Here is a 20303-nt window from a genome sequence, read left to right as displayed (position 1 = left end):
AAGTACTTTATGGTTATTAAGGTCGGCTCTGCGCCGGATTGTTAATTACGTCTCTATTGTCACACAGCCTCCATCACTCACGGAGATTGCGCATAGGTGTTATGAAGCTCACTCATAATCAATGCTATTCCCGCTTCGATTGTCTGTCGGTCGCCAGCGTAAGAGATTCTTAGGCATTCTCTACTGTGAGGCCAGTCTTCTCCCGAGCCGATAAAAAAGTCGTTGCCGGGCAGCACGATAACACCGCGCTTTTTTAGTCGTTCGTACAGCGTCACGCTATCAATGGGCAAGCCTTCGCACCACAGCCAAAGAAAAAACGCGCCCTCAGGTTTATGAATCCAGACCGGTAGATCTCCCCGCGCAGCCTCAATAGCATGGATAGCCAACTCTCGTCGCTGGGCGTAATAGGGCTGGATCTCCTGTCGACAGAGCTGCAATAACGATCCATCGTCCAGCATTCCTCGGAGCAACTGCGGACCCAGAGTGCCACAGGCAAGGCTCACCACCGTGTTCGCCCTGGAAAAGGCCTGGGCAATTTCAGGACGAGCTATCACGATGCCACTACGCACACCGGGCAGCCCCAACTTGGACAAACTCAGCATCAGGATCGTATTCTCATTCCAGAAAGCCGTCGCTGAATCCTCGATGAGTGCTGGAAAAGGCTGGCCGTAAGCGCCATCAATAATAAGGGGAATGTCTTTAGACTGCGCGAGACGATCCAGCGACGCAATCTCTGCATCGGACACCACGTTTCCCGTTGGGTTGCTCGGTCGCGACACGCACAGAGCAGCATCCGAATCTGACAGCACCAGACCGTCAAAATCTACGTGGTACTTAAACTGCCCGCCCGCCAAACGCTCAATTTTAGGTTTCGTCGCCGTAAAGAAATTGTCACTGAGTCCGATATCGCGATAACCCACGTATTCGGGGGACATGGGTAGATGTATCTGACGCTCGCCACCATCGGGCGCGACGCCGGCAAACAGATTGTAGAGCACAAAAAACGCAGCCTGACTGCCATTGGCAACGGCGATGTTTTCCGGACCGATAGACCAGCGGTATTCACGATTAAGAAAGCGTGCAAGCTCATCGCGAAAATCGCGGTCCCCCTGGGGCGCCTGATAGACGCCAAGCATTTGATGACGCGCATCGCGGTCAGCGGCGATGGCCGACAAGCGCTTCGCAAACGCGACCTGCACGGCTTCCACCCGGCCCGGATTTCCTCCCCCCATGAACAGCAGAGTGGGATCATCCGTCAAAGCAGCACCCAGATCGTCCATCAGACCACTGATGCCGCTTTTAGCTGCAAATTTTTCACCGAATCTGGAAAGTTGCATGGCGACGTTTTACCTACGCGTTCGTTACTGAATTGTGAGTCACGCCCATCTTCTGTCTGGATGAGCAAAGCTGATTAGTAATGGGGTGGTTTTTCCTGAGTCTGAGTTCCCTCGCCAGAGCCGTCGTCCTGCCGCAGATTTCGCAATCGCTCTCCCAACAGCTCCACCTGACGCTGCAGCATTAAGATTTCCTGCTGCTGTGTTCCAAGGGCATCGTTGAGACGCTGGACGGTCTCACCCTGAAACGCCAGTTCGGCTTGGAGCTTGGCAATATCGATGCCTGTCTGATCATCATCCACGGGGTTCACCACAACGCAAAGCGCTGTACCCTACACTGCCCTTGATTATAGGAGCAACGCCCATGGCTCGCAGCGGACACGGTAAAGCCCGCACTGTATACAGCACGGACAAAGGCCGCTTGTGCCCGGACTGTGGCGCTGTAAAGGCGGACTGTCGTTGCCGGTTAATCAAATCCGCTGCGCCTCAAGGCGACGGCATCATTCGACTTAAGCGCGAAACGAAGGGTCGGGGCGGAAAGGCCGTGACCATTGTCACCGGTTTACCCGATGATTTGCCCGCCTTAAAAACGCGCGCCAAGACCCTCAAGCAACGCTGCGGGGTCGGCGGCGGCGTAAAAGATGGCGTCATTGAAATCCAGGGTGACCAGCGAGAAATCATAAAAACAATCCTCGAAGCTGAAGGTTTTACGGTCAAATTCGCAGGCGGATAGGCTATTTGGCCATTTTTGATCATTTTTTGATCAACATTTCGCTGATTTAGACCGCAGAGCTCAGAATTTTGGCATATGGCCCGCTCAAACACCCTATTTAGGCGTGAATTACAGAAAAATTATAAAAATAAGCGCCTAAACCCCTAATTTATATTGGATATTTTAAATCACTGTGTTAAAAATACTCCCAGAACGACGTTGTGTGTCGTTTGGGTACCGATTACTCCGAGGGCTCACGCGGTAGATGAGCTTAAACAGCGTTGCAACGCGACTCTGAGTTATTGTCCATAGCATGCAAACCGGTGATGAGATGCCAAAGAGCATTCGCACCCAGTTCTTGCGAGGAGCTTGCTATATGTACATTACCGCTGAACACCTGCGTGAGCAGGTCATTAAACCCACGCTGGAGTATCTTGGAGCGTGGTCGTCTGAAGCAGAGCGAGAGTTGCTAGCGGCAGCTCTGCGCAAAACCGAAGTCGGCCTTTTCTCCCGACGGGAACCCGGGCTGGGGTTATTCCATATAACCTCAAGTCAGCACCGGGATCTCTGGGATCGCTACCTTGCTTTCCGCCCCGACATAGCCAGTCGCGTGCGCGGATTAGCCAGCCAACGGGCTTTTCTGAGTAACCCTGACAGCGAACTGCAAACTAACCTGAGTTACTGCACTGCAATAGCCTGGTTGTTGTATCAACGGTCTCGGGTTCAAACTGACTGGAAAGAAACAGGCGGCATGAGTGTTGCCGGCGGATCAGCGGTCGCCGCTCACGCCTGAACGCTGCTCTGCTCTCCATCGCTGGAGATCAGCGGGAGTATCTACGTCGTACAGCTCAGGGAGCAAGGCGCAGCTTAAACCGTGCTGTTTCAGACTTGTCTGCGTCGCCTTCAATACTCCGCCCCCTCCCCAGGACACCCCGTCGAACATTCCCTCGCACACCTTCCGGCAAGCGATGAGAACAAAGCCACCGTCTTCCGCGGGACCCAGAACGACATCAGACTCCTGCAATGCACTGAATGCCGAAGCGAGATAGTCGTCGCTCAGCGGTGGACAGTCACTACCCACCAAAAGCACTTCCCCCGCACGACTCAGTCCGTCAAGAATTGCTGCATACATTCGATCACCCAGGTTTTGCCCCGCCTGCAGAAAGGGACCGCGCATACCAAGGCGCATAGCGGCTGAGAGCGTTGCCTGCTCCCCAAGTCGGTCAAGCCACAGTTCAGCGGCACCTTGCTTGGATTGAATCAGGGTATTTGCGGTGCGAAGCAGTAACTCTTCATGCACTGCACAGGATTCCAGCGCACTAAGCTCGACCTGAAGTCGAGTTTTCACTTTGCCCGGCTCCGGGTAGCGGGCGAACTGCTGCATGAGGCGCGTCGCTGCCATCAATTTAGTTATCCTGATTGGTGGCGGGCACCGCGTGCTTTCCGTAGTAGTGGCTCCAGAGTCTGTGCGGCGACACGCCAAGCCAGTAAGCCAGGCGTAAGGCCCACATACGAACAATGGTGCGCCAAAGTCCCTGCTCATCCCAGCGCCGACCGCTGGAGACAACCTGGAGATTCAGAGCACCACCCTCCGCTTCGCGACGCAGACGTTTGCAAACATCCACATCCTCCATGAGCGGCATTTCTCCAAAACCGTTCAATTCCTCAAACAACTCACGCCTCACGAACAGCAGCTGATCACCGGTCGCGACGCTCGTCATCGCGGAACGCAGATTCATGAAGTAGCTGACCATGGCCAAGCCCGTCGAGCGCCCCTGCAGTGCTATCCGGCAAAAACCCCAATGGACATCCCCTCCCAGTAAAGGCAAGAGCGCCTGCTGATCAAACAAGGGCTGAGTGTCCGCATGGAGAAAGGCAAGCCACCGCCCTTTCGCGCAGGCTCCGCCGAGGTTCATCTGGTGTGCGCGCCCGGGTGCGCTTAGAAGTACTGCATCGGCAAGGGGCAAGGCGATCGCTACGCTTTCATCAGTACTCCCGCCGTCCACCACGATAAGTTCAGCGTCGGGGAATGCCCATCGTAGCTCGGTCAGCAGCGTCGGCAGGCGACCAACTTCATTGAGGACGGGTATAACAAAGCTGAGGAAAGGCGCGGTGTCAGTCACCCGAAGAGCGGTTCGTATTACCCATGAGCTGCGCTTTCTCGCCCAGTCGATAGTCGAAGACAACACTGTAGGCCAGCACCGCTTTCACGTAATCACGAGTCTCCCGATAAGGTATTGTCTCTATCCAGGCATCCAGTGGCAGATCAGCACTAAGCCAGTTTTTAACGCGGTTGGGACCCGCATTATAGGCCGCCAGGGCAACTGCGCGGCGACCATCAAAACGCTCCAGCAGCTGGCTGTAGTAAGCGCTTCCCAGCGTGATGTTGTACTCAATGTTATCCAGGGCTTGAGTACTCACAGGCATGCCCACCTTGCGCGCTACCGAGCGCCCCGTCGCAGGCATGATTTGCATCAATCCCCGAGCCCCCACCGGCGACCGTGCCGTGGGCGAAAAAGCGCTCTCTCGCCGTGCGATAGCCATAAGCTCGCTAACCGGTAAGGACTGGGCCGCCGCACGCTGATAAAAGTCATCGACATAAGCGAGAGGAAAGCGCAAATCGAGAGCGTTCCAGTGGCGACCCGCATTTGCAGCATCGATACTGAGTCGATGCCAACCCTGATCCTTGGCGATGCGGGCCAAAACCAGCTGCTGCGAGCCATCAAGGCGTCGCAGGGCATGCATCCATTCCGCCTCTGCCAGTCTCGTCTCTCCCACGGCATTAAGCTCGTGAACTCGCCACAGGGCCCCAGTGGTCCATTCCAGTAGCGCCGAATCAAGCGCAGTAATTTCGACGGTTTCAGCATCCTGATAACTGTAGGGAAGACCGAGCTTATCGGCACTTAAAAATCCGTAGTAACTGCGTTCCTTGGCAACGCTTGCATAGAGTACCTGCGCGTCATCATCGAGACCGCGGGACTCCAGGGAGCGGGCATACCAATAACGCCAGGTCGCGTCCTCTTGTGCGGTGCTACTGAGCGCCAGAAAGAGTGTGCCAATGGCGCTCCAGTCTTGCTCTGCGATCGCCCAGCGCAGACGAAGCTCCGTCAGCTTGTCGTCTGACCACTGGGGTAAGCCGGCGTCTACCCAACCTTGAACGTCTTCATCGCGCTCCAGTAAACCCCGAAATGCGATTGCCGAGGCGACGCGTTCGCTCTGTGCATCCGTAAGCGCATCGTCATCGAGGGACTCAAACTGCCGCAGTGCTCGTGCAGGGTTATAGCGGGAGTATCGCTCCAGCCCCAGCGTTATCACCTGAGAGCCTAAGGTCTTATCTAATCCCTTGGCCAGACTCACACTGCGCTGCGGCTGGCTGTAACTGCCGCGTAATGCGGCTAGCGCTGGCTGAAGCTCAGCACTTCCCAGCGAGGCTATGTAGCGTAGCAACCCCCCCTCTCTCGCTCCGTAGGCAAGGGTCGCACGCTCCCAGACCAGATCATCAGTAAGGCCGCCCTGGCCTAGCCAAAGCTCAAACAAGGGATCGCAGGCGTCATTGACAGAACTCTCTGAGACCCAGAGTCGGCTTGCCAAATCCCAGGCTTCTTCTTTGGCGCCACGGGCTCGCTTGGCTCGCGCGTAGTAGCAACGGAGATTTTCACTCCGGGGCTCTCGGGCGGCTGCATCAAGGTAGTCTCCCCAACGGCGACGCTTTCCCGTCGTTCCCAGGTAACTTCCCAGATAACGCACACCCAAAGGGCTTTGGCTGTGTTCGTCGACAAAGGTCCGAGCCTGGCTCCCGGACGTTATCGTAAGGCGACGCATAAGACGCTCATAGTCCAGATACGGACTCAAGGGATAGGCATCGAGCGCTTTACGCTCGCGATCAAAAGCCGACCATTGCCCCGCCTGAATCATTTTCCGTGCGTTGAGAAAGCGTTCCCGATCGCTGACCAGGGCACCATCATCCGCTGCACCGTCAAACATTGCCTGCGCGGGGATGACCACCAAGAACGATAACAGCGGTAAAACTGCCAGCGCGCGAATTTCTGTTGCTGATAACGGTAAACTTGGTACCAGTACACACAAGAATCGGTGACAGACCTTGAAGATTTTGGATGTGCCAGCTGCGCAGGAAACGCGCCAGCTAGCGAGAAAAACGAGAGTCTCGCTCGTAAGAGAGGGTTGGCGGCCGCAGCACTTGCTAATGGTGTTCATGCTCCTTTTGCTTTGCGTATGCCTGAGCAACCCTGCAGCGGCTCAGCGCAAGACCGATACTATCACTCTCTATAACGGAGACCGAGTCACTGGTGAAATAATGTCGCTACTGGGCGGCCGTTTAAGCTTCAAAACGGACGCCATGGGCACCCTGGACGTTGAATGGAAAGAAATTGCCAGCATTGAATCGAATTACAACTACGAGTTGCGTCTTGATGATGGCCAGCGATTCTATGGCAGCGTTAAACCCGGATCCATATCGGGAACAGTGAAGCTTAAAGATGTCTTTGGAGAGAAGAGCTTCGGCTGGCAGGAGATTGTTGAAATCCGACCTGTGGAAGACAGCCTGGTCGACCGCATCGATATTTACATCGCTGCGAACTACGCCTTTACCAAGGCCAGTGGAGTGACCCAAACGGAATTTCGCGCGGATTTTTCCTATGAGGATGAGAAAACACTGAACGCACTCACCAGCCGCGTCACGGTTTCGGACACCAATGAAGACTCTACTTCAAGCTCTCGCGTCAATTTGTCACGAAAAGCCTGGGTGAATCGTAACGCAAACTATCGTCTGGTCTTTGGCGGCTATGAAAGCAACGACGAACTCGGCCTGGACTATCGCCTGTCTCTCGGGGCCGGCATGGGCCGCTACTTTATCGAAAGCCCCAATAGCGAGCTCATCGGCAGCATGTCACTGCAGGGGCTGGAGGAGCGCGGCATCGGTGGCGACTCTCAGGAAAGTATTGAGGGTGTGCTCACCATGGGTTACTCCCGTTGGCGCTTTGATACACCGGAGCTCAAACTCAAGCTGGATGCCTCGGTCTACCCCTCGGTGACGGAAAATGGCCGCGTACGGGCAGACACCAGTGCCACGCTTCGCTGGGAGATGATAGAAGACCTCTTCTGGGACTTTAGCGCCTGGGGAAGCTTTGATAACTCCACGGTCGAGGTCGATGCGGCCGGGGAATTTGACTGGGGGGTGACCACCGGCGTGGGCTGGAGCTTTTAATCAGCGGATACGTCCACCGACCGAAATACTCGTATGCATTCGCGGCTGCCCCCAACCGCCATAGCCACCGTAGTAACCGCCGTACCCCCCGTAACCCGATGACACACCGACGCTGCCGTAAACTTTGGGGTCATCGCAGCCACTCAGAGACAGCATGCACAGGGCCAGCACAGCTAAGCCCAGACCACGAAGTGGCCAGCGCAGGCCCTGCTCAATTGCACCTAAATTTCGCATTCTATAAATCCTCTATCAGGGGCTGATCATCACCCCAGGTTTGCAGGGCAACAGGCGCACCCGACGGGCCGGCGATAATTGAAACAAAGCCCCCCGAGGGACGCGGTACGGCTGGCACCAGTACTTCTCCTCCAAGCTCCGGCACTTGTAACAACAGTGTTTCGAGCCGATCGAGAGACGTCACTCTGAGGTAAGGCATCCACATCGTCGGCATGTCCGGCTCCGGCAGACTCCGAATACCCGCCCGAGTCAGCTTGTTACCGCGCAGAACCCGAAAATCAACAGAGTCGCCGTCTGCAGAAGTTACTTCCAGCGCTTGGGCATCAAGGTCACCAAGCTCCGCGTAAAAACTTGTGGCTTGGGAAACATCAGAGGTCCACAACTCGTGCCATAAAAACGCGCCTTCGTCCGGGAGCGCATCTGTATCCAAGGGGTCACCCGAAGCTGTAGTCAATGTCGCGAAGTGCGCACCCTGGGCATCGGCAAACACCGCAATTGTGCCGCGGTCGCCAATGGACACCGGTTCGCGCAACACATGACCTCCGGCAGAACTTACCTGAGCCATGGCCTGCTCAGCGTCTGCTACCGACATCACTGACATCCATTGAGATATGTCTCGCTCAGCGGCAATACCGGCCTGCTCCACCATGCCGCCAATGGGCTGACCATTCAGGCTGATAATCCAGTAGTTGGCGCCCAACAATTCGAGAGACTGAAACTCCCAGCCAAACAGGCTGCCGTAGAATGCCTCTGAGCCCCTCGGGTCATCCGAAATCAGATCATGCCAAATAAACTTACCCGATCGGCGGCTGCCATCGGTATCGCTGCTCACCACGGGCAGGTTGTACTGAACAGAAGAGCAAGCGGCCAGAAACAGGCCCAAACCCAAAGTTATTAATCGCTGCACAGGAACACTCTCACAATAATAATGGGCGGTATTATAGCGTGGAGCGCAGCGGAATAGCCGAAGACTCACTGTTTAGGTACCCTTGCGTCCCCTGATAACCACCACCATAAGGCAACCGCATGCACTTAGCCCGTTTTCCGCGCCTCCACTTTGCCCATCTACCGACGCCGCTAGAGCCCCTGACAAACCTGTCTCGCGCGCTGGGCGGGCCCAACATCTGGATTAAGCGGGATGACTGCACAGGACTAGCGGGAGGTGGCAACAAAACCCGCAAGCTTGAATTTCTCATGGCCGACGCAGAGCAGCAAGGTGCCGACACAATCATTACCCAAGGGGCAACACAGTCCAACCACGCGCGGCAAACAGCGGCCATCGCGACAAAAATGGGCATGCATTGCGAAGTCATTCTGGAAGACAGAACCGGCAGCACCGTCGATGATTACAACTACAACGGCAACGTTTTTCTGAACGAACTCTTCGAAGCCTCTCTGAGCCGGGTTGCCGGCGGAACCGACATGAACGCGGCCATGGACACTCTCGCCGAAAAACTCAAAGGCGAAGGCAAAAAGCCTTACATTATTCCCGGCGGCGGCTCAAATCCTGTGGGCGCCCTGGGCTATGTGCACTGCGCCATGGAGCTGCTTTATCAGGCTGACTGTGCAGGCCTGCGTATGGACTTGGTGACTCACGGTACCGGAAGTGCGGGCACTCAGGCTGGCCTTGTTGCAGGCTTTGCCGGAAGTAATAGCCAGGTTCCTGTGCTGGGAATTGGCGTTCGCGCGCCCAAACCATTGCAGGAAGAAAACGTGTTTAAACTTGCGCAGAGCACCGCTGAGCTTTTGGGGATACCCAATGCCATCCAGCGCGAACATGTGCAGGCCAACTGCGACTACGTCGGCGAAGGCTACGGAATCCCCACAGTGGGAACCATCGAGGCCATAGAACTCTTTGCGCGCACAGAGAGCATTCTTCTGGATCCCGTATATTCGGGTAAGGGCGCTGCCGGGCTGATAGATCTTGTTCGCAAGGGCCACTTCGAGAAAGACCAAAACATCGTCTTCATTCACACGGGCGGCAGTCAGGCACTTTTCGCCTATCGCGACGCTTTTAAGTACCAAGCGTCCTGATCAGTCGTGGGTGACGCGAAAACAGTAGGCATTTTGGGCGGTATGGGACCAGCGGCCACCGTTGATCTCATGCAGCGCATCGTCGCCGCGACTCCCGCGTCAGACGACAGCGACCATGTTCGCATGCTGGTGGACAACAACCCCAAAGTGCCCTCGCGCCTGAAAGCCCTTATTGAGAAAACCGGGCCCAGCCCCGCTCCCGTGTTAATCGCCATGGCCCAACAACTGGCTGCTCAGGGAGCAGATTTTCTCGCCATGCCGTGTAACACCGCACATCACTTTTATGCGGAGCTTGAGGCTGCGGTCGACGTACCGTTTCTCAACATTTTGGAGCTGGTCGCAACGCACATCTCCCGGGAGCAACCCAACGCCAAACGCGTAGGGCTTCTCGCATCATCGGCGCTCTCGCAAATTCAGCTTTACGAACCGAGCCTGCACGCACGGGGGATGGAGGTTTGTTACCCGATGCCGGCGCAGCAGTCAGCGCTGATGGCTTTGATTCTTGCCATTAAAGCGAATGCTGGCGATTTGGTAGGCTACGCCGCATTACAAAATTGCGCCGATGCCTTGGAACACGACGGGGTCGACTGCCTCGTAATTGCCTGCACTGAACTGTCGGTGGTCGCGCAGCATCTGCACACGGATCTACCCTCCTACGATGCCGCCGATCTACTGGCTAAGGAAGTGGTTCTCCGCGCAGCGGGTAAGACTGCGCCCTAGCGCTCAAATCAGCGCGCGGACTTAATTCTTTGGCTAATGGCGTCTGCCGTTAGCTGCGCACGGAAGTCGATCATTTGCTTCCCAAGCGCCACAGTGTCTTCCAGAGGCGTTATCGGTACACCATTGATGGATGCCAGGTCTGCAGCGACGCGTTCTTCAAACCGCACTTGCGCCGGATCCGTCACCATCATCATCGCCGTCACCCAGATATCATCGTGATATCCATCTTTTCGGCTTTCAGAGACGCCCAGCACCTCCCGCGTGTAGTTTTCTGTTGCCTCCCACCCGGGGTCGTAAAATTCCCTGACAAAGTGGAGACGTGTGGAAGAACCCGCCCAACGCTCGTTTAACCGAGCGGCCACGGCTTCCATACCCCGTTGGTTGCCACCACTATCCCCGATCATCACGATATCGCTGAAGCCCGATTGCTTGAGGCTGCTGGCGATATCGGTCAACAAAGCCTCATAAGTGGCTGCACTGAGACTGATGGTGCCCGGAAATCGCATGGCGCGAGTCGGCGGATCAATATCCCCCTCAGGGACAAACTTTACGATAGGTGCGCAGAGCGCATTTGCCAGACGACTAGCTATCGCCGGGCAAGCGGCTTCTAAAATGAGATTGTGTTTTCCCGTCGCCAGATAAGGGCCGTTCTCTTCTACGCCCCCCGTGGGAATAATCACCGTGCTGTGTCCTGCCGCTACAAGATCACGAACTTCTATCCAGGTTAACTCCTCTAACCAGTAGGACTGCCTGGCCTTAATGGGACTTTCGCTAACGAGCTTGGCAGCCAGCAGAGCGTCGGCATCTTCACCCTCCCCCCCGGGACTTTGCGCCTGTGTAAGGTTGGCAGCGCAGCACAGTGATGCAAAGAGCGCGGACAATACAAAACGTCGCGGCATTCCTAGTCTCCATCTGAATTGAAGAGTACGAGTCTATCCTATCGTCGGTAATGACGCGCAACCCGCGATTGGATCAGGAAAACACTAGTTTAAAAGGGGTATAAGCTGACCTGCCAGCAGACACTTTGTGTTACACATAGTGGGTTGAAGCGACGGGGACTTGACAGAATTGCGGCGTTCACCGGTAATGGCGACCTCGCGATAACTCTGGCGCTTATTCTGCGCTGGCCTGCATCGCAGCAACGATATGCTTTTACAACACCCTAGCCCCGAAATGAGTTGGTCATTTGACGAGTCTGCCCCGCGTTATTGTTTTACTCACTCTCACCGCCCTAGTGGTGATGTTTGCGGTTGTTCTATTGCCGGACAGGAGCGAGTCCGGCGACGGGCCACTCGTGAGTGAGACCCTGAACAACGCCGAACTCGTTCAACGCGGTAAATATCTGGCGCTCGCGGGCAATTGCGCCAGCTGTCATACGGCGGCGGATGGGGAGTACATGGCAGGTGGCCTGGCATTCGAAACTCCTTTCGGAACTATTTACTCGACTAACATCACTCCGGATAAAACTACGGGTATAGGCAGCTGGAGCGACTGGGATCTTTTGAACTCCATGCGTCACGGGCTTCGCCCGGGTGGGGAGCATCTCTATCCAGTGTTTCCCTACACCGCCTTTACCAAAGTTAGTAATGATGACGTCGCTGCGCTCTACGCCTACCTGCAAAGCATACCGGCCGTAGAGCGCCTTAACGCGGACAACAAGGTCACATTCCCCTTCAACCTCCGGCCGCTCATGGCGTTTTGGAAAACACTGTTTTTTACACCGGGTGCCTACGAGCTCGATGACTCAAAAACTGACGAGTGGAATCGCGGTGCGTACCTTGTAGAGGCACTGGCGCACTGCAGTGCCTGCCACACGCCCCGCAACTATCTGGGAGCAGAGAAAACACATGCTCATATGTCGGGTGGTGAGTACCAGGATCGTGTGGCACCGGGAGTCTACAAGCCGTGGTCAGCCCCCAACCTTACTGCGTCAACACAAGGTTTGGGCAGCTGGTCAACCGACGATATCGGTGCTTACCTCAAGACAGCGCGGAACGACTTTTTGGAGTCCTTTGGCCCCATGAACGAGGTCATTCTTCACAGCACACGACATCTCTCAGAAGACGATGTCCAGTCGATGGCGGTGTACCTAAAAACACTATCGCCCATAGATCCTCCAGCGACATCGGACGCAGACCCGGTCGTCCTTGGCAGGGGTCGAACTATCTACAACCTGCATTGCGGCACTTGCCACCTTCCGACAGGTGAAGGCGATCCCGAGATGGCGCCACGATTGAACAAAGGTAGTCTAGTGGTACAGGCGGAGAATCCCGCTTCCATGATCAACGTCATTCTCTACGGACCCGAGGCGCCAAAAGCGGATCTACCGCAAAAATGGCGCGAGCCCATGGAAGAGTTTCAATATATTCTGGACGATGCCGAAGTCGCTGCTGTCGCTACTTTTATCCGACATTCCTGGGAAAACCGCAGCGCTGTAGTGACCAGTGATCAGGTCGCCCGGCAACGATGGGAATAGAGCGCAGCCGTGAGCGTCCGCGCCAGTGTTATACTCGGTCGCACCGCTGGCTCGAGGGGTCTTAGTTGATACACCGTCGTTTGCTTTACCCACTTTCAAGCTCCTTTTTGCGCCTTTTTAAGCGTGGTGTTCTTCGCCAGAGCCTGGCTGTCCTGATGGGCACCTCTTTACTGACTGCCTGTAGCGAAGAATCCATTAAGACCGTAGACAACGCGTCTGAAATGCGGGTGCGACTCTTAACCAGCGCCCAGTACAGCAACAGCATTGCACATGTGTTCGGAGCGGATATCAGCGAAAGCGTTATCCCTCCATTACCCCCATTACCGCGAAAAGATGGCCTTCTCGCCTCGGGAGCCGCATTCGTGGGACTAACCTCGGATCAGGTCTCGCAGATCCAGCAAGCTGCAACCACCATAGCGGCTCAGGTAACGGACCAAAATCATCGGGACTACCTTATACCCTGCGAACCCACATCAGTGTCTGAACCGGACGACGCTTGTGCCGGGGCCTTTATCGCAGAGACGGGCCGTATGCTTTTTCGGCGCCCTCTGGAACAAAAACGGCTCTCTGACCTTATGGAGGTTGCCCAGGGAGCGGCAGAAAGAACCGGCGATTTTTACCAGGGATTAACGCTGGCACTGGAAACACTTCTTATCAGTCCTGAGTTCTTGTTTGTCATCGACAAGGCAGAAGCGGACCCCGACAAGCCTGGAGAGATGCGACTGGATGCCTACTCGCTGGGCTCCAGATTGAGCTTCTTTCTATGGAACTCGGCGCCGGATGCAACGCTTCTCGATGCCGCAGCAAGCGGTGCTCTTCACACTTCCAGCGGCCGGGAAGCCGCTGTGGACTGGCTCATGAGCAGTCCGAGGCTCGAAGTAGGTATGCGGGCATTTTTTGACGACATGCTGGCCTTTGACGATTTTGAAAGCCTCGCGAAAGACCCTGTTGTTTATCCCAAGGTGACGGCTAAAACCCTCGCCGATGCCCGAGAGCAAACGCTGCGGACCATCATCGATCACGTCCTTGTTGAGGGCGCTGACTATCGCGATCTCTTCACTACGCGCAAAACATTCATGTCTATGTCTCTGGCGGCGCTCTACGGCGTTCCTGCCGAGAACGGCTGGAATCCCTATGAGTTTGACGAGGCGAGTCACCGATCGGGACTGCTGACCCACGTCAGCTTTCTGTCCGCCAACTCCCACGCAGTGCGAAGCTCACCGACACTGCGCGGCAAAGCCATGCGCGAACTGCTGCTCTGTCAGCATGTGCCTGACCCACCCCCTAACGTAGACTTTTCCAAGCTCGAAGACGCAGGCGATGCATCCACCGCGCGGGAACGCCTCAAGGTGCATAACACCAACCCATCCTGTGCTGGATGCCATTTGATTACCGACCCCATGGGCCTTGCCCTCGAGAACTTCGATGGAGCCGGCGGTTACCGCGAGACAGAAAACGGCGCGATCCTGGACATTAGTGGCGAATTGGATGGCGTTTACTTTGACGACATCGAAGGCCTTGGCGTCGCCATGCGCAATCACCCCAAGCTATCTGCCTGTCTGATCAATCGCTTGTATGCCTACGGAACGGGCGGCCCGGTGTCCTTGCGTTACGATCGGGATATTCTTAAAAGCTTTGAAAATCGGTTTGTGGATCAAGAGCATCGTGTCCCTGCCCTACTCAGGGATCTCAGTATGAGCGACGCTTTTTCCTCGATTAGACGGCCAGCACCGGTTACAGAGGGCATAGCCAGCACTGACAGCACTGCTTCATCCCGTCTTATTGCAGGCAGCAGCAGTAACATGAGTGCTAGCTCTATCACGAACAACAGCAAAAACATCAGCGAACAAAGTTATGGGGGTACAGATCGATGAGTCGACTCAATCGCCGTCGGTTTCTTCGAGGAACCCTGCAAGGCGCAGCGGTAAGCGTCGCACTGCCCTTCCTCGACGCGTTTTTGGACGGAAACGGAAAGGCACTGGCCTCAGGGGAATCCATACCCACGCGCTTTGGCACCTGGTCCTGGGGACTGGGCATGAATCGAGCCGTGTTTGTGCCTAAAAAAACCGGCGCAAACTTCGACCTTCCGCCGGAGATCGCCGCCCTGGCTCCCGTGCAAAAGCACATTAATCTTTTTACCAATTTTGATGTGTTTAAGGATGACGCGCCAAACCTCTGTCATCACTCAGGCTGGGTTGTGCTGCGCTCCGGAACGGCGCCAACGTCGCGGCCTAATCGTCCCGGGGAAACCATAGATGTTTCCATCGCACGAAAACTGGGTAACGAGACGCGTTTTCGCAGTCTGAGCGCGACAGCCACCGGTGATGTTCGTGACAGTTTTAGTTACGAGGCTGGCAACTCTATCAACGTTCCCGAGTGGTCTCCCCTGCGCTTCTACCAACGACTGTTTGGGGCTGACTTTCAGAACCCCAACGCCGAAACCTTTACACCCGATCCCAAGCTAATGATCAGAAAAAGCGCTCTGTCATCGGTGCAGGACGATGCGAAGAAGCTCAATCAGTCTTTGGGTGCTGAGGATCGTGCACGCCTGGATCAATACTTCACGGGGATCCGGGATCTCGAGCGCCGCTTTGATCTACAACTCACCAAGCCCGATCCGCGAGAGGCCTGCATCGTTGCTGACGCTCCTCAGGACATGCCCAGTGGGCTGGACGCAGACTTGGTATCCAAACGCCACCGGATCATGACGGACCTCATGCTCATGGCCGTTGCCTGTGATCAAACGCGTGTCTTTAACATGTTCTACGCCTCGGCTTTTTCGGCCACCACCAAACCCGGCTATGACAAACCACACCACACGGCGACTCACGAAGAAGCCGTGGACGATACGCTCAGTTACCAGCCAAACGTGTCCTGGTACACCCGTCGCGCTATGGAAGAATGGGCCTACTACGTGCAGGCTCTTGCCAATATCCGCGAAGGTGACGGCTCGCTGCTCGACAATTCATTGATCTATGCCACGACCGATCAGTCCTTTGCCAAGATGCACGCCATCGATGGCATACCCATGTTCACTGCCGGCAACGCCGGGGGCAGACTCAAGACGGGCTTGCATATTGATGGCGCTGGATCCCCGGGATGTCGTCTGGGTTACACCGCGCAGCGGCTTATGGGCCTGGACATTCAGAGCTGGGGAACCAAGAGTAATACGACCTCTCAGACGATCGGTGAAATACTTGCTTAGACAGTCTCGTCCTGGCGGAGCACGCAGGGCAACGCGCGTTCTAGCGCTAAGCCTTGTGTGTGGCAGCGCCGCCGGTGCATTTGCCAATGACCTTGCGCAGCGCAACTACCCCGCTGTTAAGGAAACATTTCGCGAAGTGCCTATGCCACCGGGATTTCATGTGGAGCCCACCGAACTCGAAGGGCCCGTGTTTGCCGATGCTCAAGGCAGAACGCTGTACACCTGGCCACAGCTGAAGCTGCGTAACGGCTACAGTGGGGAGGCTGCAGGTAAGACTGCCTGCTACGACAAGGTGGTGACCGTCACCGCGGGGCTGATGAGCCCCTACCCTCCCGGCGTAAAGCTCCCGGATCTGGATACCCGCCCAAGCTGCACCGACCTCTGGCCACCGGTACTGGCTGACACTGATGCGCAACCGATCGGCGACTGGAGCCTTGTGCTGCGGAGAGACGGAGCCAGGCAGTGGGCCTATAAAGAACAGCCTCTGTACACCTCTATCAGAGACTACCAAGCGGGTGACACCTACGGTGGCTCGCGACGCAAGCGTCGCGCGGATGGCAGTGGCGAGGGAGATGCGCCGGCCGGTCGCGTGCCCGCGGGCCCTCCACCCAAATTACCACCGGGTTTTGCGGTAAAAACCACAAGCCTGGGTCGTATGCTCACCACGCACCAAAATTATGCGGTCTATGCCTACGAGGGTGACAGCGCAGAATCTGTTGCCTGTGTGAATGAATGCCTCAGGGAACGACGTCCGACCTTAGCCCCCGCCTTAGCAAAAGACTTTGGCGAGTGGACAATCCTCGAACGCTCACCGGGTGTGCGACAGTGGGTCTTTCGGGGCGCACCACTCTATACCTACACACTGGATCCCGAGCCATGGAGTCTGGTCGGTAGCGATGGGCCCGGCTGGGATAACGTCTTTACGCAACGGGTTCCCGCCCTGCCCGCCAGCTTTACCCGGCAACAAACCCTCGCCGGTTATGTACTGGCGACCGCGGAAGGAAAAACCATCTACACCTACCAGTGCGGGGATGACTCTGTGGATCAACTCGCCTGCGATCATCCCAAAGATACGCAGGTCTACCGACTGGCAATGTGTGGCGGCGGTGACGCAGCGCGGTGCGCAGAACACTGGCCCTATGTCCTGGCCGACGCTGAGGAAACAGCTAGCAGTCGTGCCTGGCGCATCATCACTCTTGACCCCGCCACGGGCCGTATAGCAAGTAGTGAAGACCCCCAGGGCATTCGTGTCTGGGCGTACCGCGATCGTCCCGTCTACACCTACGCTGGCGACAAGGTTCCCGGGGACGTCAATGGCGCCGGTACGGGGGAGTGGCGAGGTAAACGTAATGGTTTGCTCGCTTACTGGATCAGGGACGACTACATGAAGGGCATACAGTGAAAGCAATCATGAGAAGCCCCGAAAAAATCCTGTCCGCAATCATTGCTCCAATCGCGGTTTGTTTCAGCATCCTCACCGGGAGCGCTAGCGCAGAAACCCGCGACAGTCCCCTTCAGGATGGCACCATTAGCTATGCCATGACCGATCTTTTTTGGGCGGTGTATCAAACCCCGGATGCAAAAGAAGAGTGCCCCGCTGGCTTTAACGATGGGCCTCGGGAGCAGTTTGCGAAGTTGTATCCCGATCACACGGAGATGACCGTGCAAGACACGCAGCTCCGTCAAGAAATTCAAACATGGCTCCCCGACACCGAACCAGACGGATTCGATTTCTACGAAGTGGAGGGGCCTTATTCCTGGGGACTCAATCTCGACAATGAAGATAGCGAAGAAGACTTTGAGCATCCCGACGGAACGAAAGGCATCGATAATCAGGTGTACCGTGCCGTAGGCTGCGTCATTGGCTTTCGTGGTCCCGACGGCGTCGAATATATTTTTCAGAACAAAGCGATACTCGACCAAAATTACAGTCGCATGATGATTAAACTCAGTGACGTCGATGATCTGCAGAACGATGAGGCTGTCACAATAACCCTGTTTCGGGGTATGGATCGCTTACTCACTGACGCCACAGGACTCAATGTGGTACCTGGAGGATCACAGCGGATCGACCGGCGCTGGGGTGAGAGCCTTATCCGCCAAACCGCCGGCAGCATCAAAAACGGAATATTGAGCACTGTACCCATAGACGAAGTGATTATTCCCTGGATGAATTTAGGCGTACCCTCGATCCAGATTATTCGGGATATGCAGTTTGAACTGCAACTCACGCCCGAGGGCGCCACGGGTCTTATCGCAGGCTATGCAGACATAGATGCCTGGTACTACCAGTTGATTCGCAACGACTCTACGCATCACCTGAGTAACGGTCAGATCTCCGGGATCTCGCTCTACAAAGCACTGCGTCGCCTCGCCGATGCCTACCCCGACCCTGAAAGTGGAGCAAATACCGCAATCTCCACCGCTCTGGACGTCAAGATGCGCCAGGTGTTTATCGTGGACGAAGAGTAAGGGTCCATTTAAACCACAACCCTCTGACTGCAGAGAACCCTTTATGTCGACATGGTCTATAAGTTCCGCCGCGGCGGTCGCCACGGTTGCCCTCATGAGTGCTGTCAACGTCGCGCTTATGGATACCGGTCTCGGTAACGCTCTGGAGTTCTTGCTGGGCTTGGGACTTGGCCTCGCTGTAGTCCTGGCAGCGTCGCTTGTTGTCGGCGTCATTGCCAAGGGCATTGGTACTCTGCCAACAATGGCTTTGAGCAGTATTGGCGGCGCTGTACTGGCGCTTTGGTATCTCAAGAGTAACGGCCCCGCCAGCATCGCCAGAATAATTCTGGATAGTCAGGAGTCGAGCTTCGACCTGAGTCAGGGCGCTCTGTCTGCCCCATCCCTCACAGTACTGGTGCTCGCGGTCGCAGTGTTAGCCGGACTCGTGGCGCTGCGCCGCCGAGGGCTGTTCGCCACGCTGAGTGTGTTCAGAAAGAGCTTACTAGTGCTAATCAGTCTTGTGCTGATCGTTTTCAGCCTGAGTACGCTATGGGAGCTTATGGGTGATGGGAGCGACCCCTACCCCAATGACGGAGCGCCGCCCCAGGCCCTTACAACTACCATCGCAGCAGGCAACCCCGCCGCTCCCGGCAGCTACACAGTAACCGCTCTGACTTACGGCGCCGGCGAAAACTTCAGGCGACCTGAGTTTGCCGGCGATCGTGATATTGAGAGTCGTGTCGTCGACGCACGAAAGCTCTTGCCGGAGTGGAAATCCTTCAAAAAGGCCATGCGCGAAAAGTATTGGGGGTTCGGGCTCGAAGAGGCCCCTCTCAATGGTCGTGTCTGGATGCCAGAGGGATCCGGCCCCTTCCCCCTCGTGCTCATCGTGCACGGGAATCATGGTATGGAAGACTACTCGGATGATGGCTACGCCTATCTGGGTGAGCTACTGGCAAGCCGAGGATTCATCGCTGTTTCTGTCGATCAAAACTACATCAATGGCAGCTGGTCCGGTGACTTTCAGGGCAAAGAAATGGCTGCCCGCGGATGGTTGCTGCTGGAGCATCTCAGCCTATGGCGAGACTGGAACAACACCCCCGGGCACCGCTTTAACGCAAAGGTCGATATGCGGAACATTGCGCTCATTGGTCACTCCCGCGGGGGCGAAGCCGTGTCCATCGCCCACAGCTTTAATGAGTTAAGTCACTTTCCCGACGACGCCACCGTTGCCTTCGACTATGGTTTTGACATTCGTGCGCTCGTTGCTATCGCCCAGGTCGATCAGCGCTACCACCGCCGCGTAAGGCTTCGTGACGTCGACTTCTTTACCATTCACGGCAGCTACGACAGCGATGAGCCGGCCTATCACGGGCTGCGCCAAATGAACCGTATCAGCTTCAGCGGAGAAGACTACTTCCTCAAAGCGGGCGTCTATGTGCACGGAGCTAACCACGGCCAGTTTAATTCAGGCTGGGGACGCTACGATTACTCTCCCCCCGGTGCCTGGACTCTCAACACGGCGCCAATGATGCCAGGCGAAGAACAAAGAGAGGCTGCAAAGGTTTACATAACGGCGTTTCTGGAATCCTCCCTCCATCATGACCATGGGTTTTTACCCTATCTGAAAGACCCTCGGACACTGGCCACCTGGCTCCCTGAGCGGAGCTATGTTCACCAATTTCTGGACTCGAGCTTCAGCGCTTTTGCAGACTTTGAGGAAGACATAGACACTAGCACTGCAAGCGCCCAAGACGCTCGCATCAGGACGCAAAACCTGTCGCTGTGGAGAGAAGAAGCGCTGAAGCATCGTGACGAGCGGCTTCAGGGTAGCAACGCCGTTGTGCTGGGCTGGCAGGAAGCCAACGCTGCCTACATAATCGACGCAAGGGACACGCTGTACACACCCCAGG

General features: G+C 56.1%; 19 protein-coding genes. 11 read left to right on the top strand and 8 right to left on the bottom strand.

Annotated features, from left to right (window positions below):
- Nucleotides 1-77 precede the first annotated feature (77 nt).
- Nucleotides 78-1337: a valine--pyruvate transaminase gene (locus ACTG39_RS10020; RefSeq protein ID WP_439107409.1), complete on the bottom strand. Its 1260-nt coding sequence runs from the start codon at nucleotides 1335-1337 to the stop codon at nucleotides 78-80.
- 74 nt (nucleotides 1338-1411) lie between these two features.
- Nucleotides 1412-1636, bottom strand: coding sequence for a SlyX family protein (locus tag ACTG39_RS10015; protein ID WP_439107408.1), 225 nt, complete (start codon nucleotides 1634-1636; stop codon nucleotides 1412-1414).
- A gap of 62 nt (nucleotides 1637-1698) precedes the next feature.
- Between ACTG39_RS10015 and ACTG39_RS10010 the strand changes: the two genes are divergently transcribed.
- Nucleotides 1699-2067 (top strand): translation initiation factor Sui1, encoded by a 369-nt coding sequence (locus tag ACTG39_RS10010; protein ID WP_439107407.1) that lies wholly within the window; start codon nucleotides 1699-1701, stop codon nucleotides 2065-2067.
- Between the two features lie 355 nt (nucleotides 2068-2422).
- The gene (locus ACTG39_RS10005; RefSeq protein ID WP_439107406.1) at nucleotides 2423-2839 is read left to right on the top strand and encodes a hypothetical protein; all 417 of its coding nucleotides are present in this window, start codon (nucleotides 2423-2425) and stop codon (nucleotides 2837-2839) included.
- Here the strand turns inward: ACTG39_RS10005 and ACTG39_RS10000 are convergent.
- Genes ACTG39_RS10000 through ACTG39_RS09990 form a run of 3 tightly spaced genes read right to left on the bottom strand, consistent with a single transcriptional unit; the run spans nucleotide 2816 to nucleotide 6030 of the window.
- Complete coding sequence (locus ACTG39_RS10000) at nucleotides 2816-3448, bottom strand: TIGR04282 family arsenosugar biosynthesis glycosyltransferase (RefSeq protein WP_439107405.1); 633 nt, start codon at nucleotides 3446-3448, stop codon at nucleotides 2816-2818. The genes ACTG39_RS10005 and ACTG39_RS10000 overlap by 24 nt on opposite strands.
- A gap of 4 nt (nucleotides 3449-3452) precedes the next feature.
- The gene (locus ACTG39_RS09995) at nucleotides 3453-4169 is read right to left on the bottom strand and encodes a TIGR04283 family arsenosugar biosynthesis glycosyltransferase (protein ID WP_439107404.1); all 717 of its coding nucleotides are present in this window, start codon (nucleotides 4167-4169) and stop codon (nucleotides 3453-3455) included.
- Nucleotides 4162-6030 carry a transglycosylase SLT domain-containing protein gene (locus tag ACTG39_RS09990; RefSeq protein WP_439107403.1) on the bottom strand — a complete coding sequence of 623 codons (1869 nt, stop codon included), beginning with the start codon at nucleotides 6028-6030 and terminating at the stop codon, nucleotides 4162-4164. The genes ACTG39_RS09995 and ACTG39_RS09990 overlap by 8 nt, the downstream gene beginning before the upstream one ends.
- A gap of 229 nt (nucleotides 6031-6259) precedes the next feature.
- Here ACTG39_RS09990 and ACTG39_RS09985 point away from each other — a divergent pair, with 229 nt between their 5' ends.
- Nucleotides 6260-7270, top strand: a complete 1011-nt coding sequence (locus ACTG39_RS09985) for a DUF481 domain-containing protein (RefSeq protein ID WP_439107402.1) — start codon at nucleotides 6260-6262, stop codon at nucleotides 7268-7270.
- Here the strand turns inward: ACTG39_RS09985 and ACTG39_RS09980 are convergent, their stop codons facing one another.
- Nucleotides 7271-7504: a hypothetical protein gene (locus tag ACTG39_RS09980; RefSeq protein WP_439107401.1), complete on the bottom strand. Its 234-nt coding sequence runs from the start codon at nucleotides 7502-7504 to the stop codon at nucleotides 7271-7273.
- 1 nt (nucleotide 7505) lies between these two features.
- The gene (locus ACTG39_RS09975; RefSeq protein WP_439107400.1) at nucleotides 7506-8411 is read right to left on the bottom strand and encodes a VOC family protein; all 906 of its coding nucleotides are present in this window, start codon (nucleotides 8409-8411) and stop codon (nucleotides 7506-7508) included.
- Nucleotides 8412-8530: 119 nt separating this feature from the next.
- On the opposite strand from ACTG39_RS09975, the gene ACTG39_RS09970 reads away from it, so the two are divergent.
- A complete protein-coding gene (locus tag ACTG39_RS09970) occupies nucleotides 8531-9538 on the top strand; it encodes a D-cysteine desulfhydrase (protein WP_439107399.1) in 1008 nt (335 codons plus the stop codon).
- 6 nt (nucleotides 9539-9544) lie between these two features.
- A complete protein-coding gene (locus tag ACTG39_RS09965; protein WP_439107398.1) occupies nucleotides 9545-10258 on the top strand; it encodes an aspartate/glutamate racemase family protein in 714 nt (237 codons plus the stop codon).
- Nucleotides 10259-10266: 8 nt separating this feature from the next.
- Here ACTG39_RS09965 and ACTG39_RS09960 read toward each other — a convergent pair whose 3' ends face one another.
- On the bottom strand, nucleotides 10267-11157 hold the full coding sequence (locus tag ACTG39_RS09960; protein ID WP_439107397.1) for a creatininase family protein: 891 nt from the start codon (nucleotides 11155-11157) through the stop codon (nucleotides 10267-10269).
- A gap of 287 nt (nucleotides 11158-11444) precedes the next feature.
- On the opposite strand from ACTG39_RS09960, the gene ACTG39_RS09955 reads away from it, so the two are divergent.
- The 6 genes from ACTG39_RS09955 to ACTG39_RS09930 form a co-directional block, all read left to right on the top strand.
- Nucleotides 11445-12734 carry a cytochrome c gene (locus ACTG39_RS09955; protein WP_439107396.1) on the top strand — a complete coding sequence of 430 codons (1290 nt, stop codon included), beginning with the start codon at nucleotides 11445-11447 and terminating at the stop codon, nucleotides 12732-12734.
- Between the two features lie 107 nt (nucleotides 12735-12841).
- Complete coding sequence (locus ACTG39_RS09950; protein WP_439107395.1) at nucleotides 12842-14608, top strand: DUF1592 domain-containing protein; 1767 nt, start codon at nucleotides 12842-12844, stop codon at nucleotides 14606-14608.
- Nucleotides 14605-15939 carry a DUF1552 domain-containing protein gene (locus tag ACTG39_RS09945; protein ID WP_439107394.1) on the top strand — a complete coding sequence of 445 codons (1335 nt, stop codon included), beginning with the start codon at nucleotides 14605-14607 and terminating at the stop codon, nucleotides 15937-15939. The genes ACTG39_RS09950 and ACTG39_RS09945 overlap by 4 nt, the downstream gene beginning before the upstream one ends.
- Complete coding sequence (locus ACTG39_RS09940) at nucleotides 15932-17341, top strand: hypothetical protein (RefSeq protein WP_439107393.1); 1410 nt, start codon at nucleotides 15932-15934, stop codon at nucleotides 17339-17341. Before ACTG39_RS09945 ends, ACTG39_RS09940 begins: the two co-directional genes overlap by 8 nt.
- A gap of 8 nt (nucleotides 17342-17349) precedes the next feature.
- Nucleotides 17350-18411 carry a hypothetical protein gene (locus tag ACTG39_RS09935; protein ID WP_439107392.1) on the top strand — a complete coding sequence of 354 codons (1062 nt, stop codon included), beginning with the start codon at nucleotides 17350-17352 and terminating at the stop codon, nucleotides 18409-18411.
- A gap of 43 nt (nucleotides 18412-18454) precedes the next feature.
- The coding region (locus ACTG39_RS09930; protein ID WP_439107391.1) for a hypothetical protein at nucleotides 18455-20303 on the top strand (1849 nt) is incomplete at its 3' end.

It is taken from the genome of Congregibacter sp., assembly GCF_965662665.1.
GTDB lineage: Bacteria > Pseudomonadota > Gammaproteobacteria > Pseudomonadales > Halieaceae > Congregibacter.
The sequence above is the reverse complement of the archived record's forward strand: the minus strand, read 5'-3'. Positions and strand labels throughout refer to the sequence as shown.

Coding starts and splice junctions, on each gene's coding strand:
- ACTG39_RS10010 (WP_439107407.1), top strand. CDS start 1,699: ATGGCTCGCAGCGGACACGGTAAAGCCCGCACTGTATACAGCACGGAC.
- ACTG39_RS10000 (WP_439107405.1), bottom strand. CDS start 3,448: ATGGCAGCGACGCGCCTCATGCAGCAGTTCGCCCGCTACCCGGAGCCG.
- ACTG39_RS09985 (WP_439107402.1), top strand. CDS start 6,260: ATGCTCCTTTTGCTTTGCGTATGCCTGAGCAACCCTGCAGCGGCTCAG.
- ACTG39_RS09935 (WP_439107392.1), top strand. CDS start 17,350: ATGAGAAGCCCCGAAAAAATCCTGTCCGCAATCATTGCTCCAATCGCG.
- ACTG39_RS09945 (WP_439107394.1), top strand. CDS start 14,605: ATGAGTCGACTCAATCGCCGTCGGTTTCTTCGAGGAACCCTGCAAGGC.
- ACTG39_RS09990 (WP_439107403.1), bottom strand. CDS start 6,030: ATGTTTGACGGTGCAGCGGATGATGGTGCCCTGGTCAGCGATCGGGAA.
- ACTG39_RS09960 (WP_439107397.1), bottom strand. CDS start 11,157: ATGCCGCGACGTTTTGTATTGTCCGCGCTCTTTGCATCACTGTGCTGC.
- ACTG39_RS10020 (WP_439107409.1), bottom strand. CDS start 1,337: ATGCAACTTTCCAGATTCGGTGAAAAATTTGCAGCTAAAAGCGGCATC.
- ACTG39_RS09980 (WP_439107401.1), bottom strand. CDS start 7,504: ATGCGAAATTTAGGTGCAATTGAGCAGGGCCTGCGCTGGCCACTTCGT.
- ACTG39_RS09970 (WP_439107399.1), top strand. CDS start 8,531: ATGCACTTAGCCCGTTTTCCGCGCCTCCACTTTGCCCATCTACCGACG.
- ACTG39_RS10005 (WP_439107406.1), top strand. CDS start 2,423: ATGTACATTACCGCTGAACACCTGCGTGAGCAGGTCATTAAACCCACG.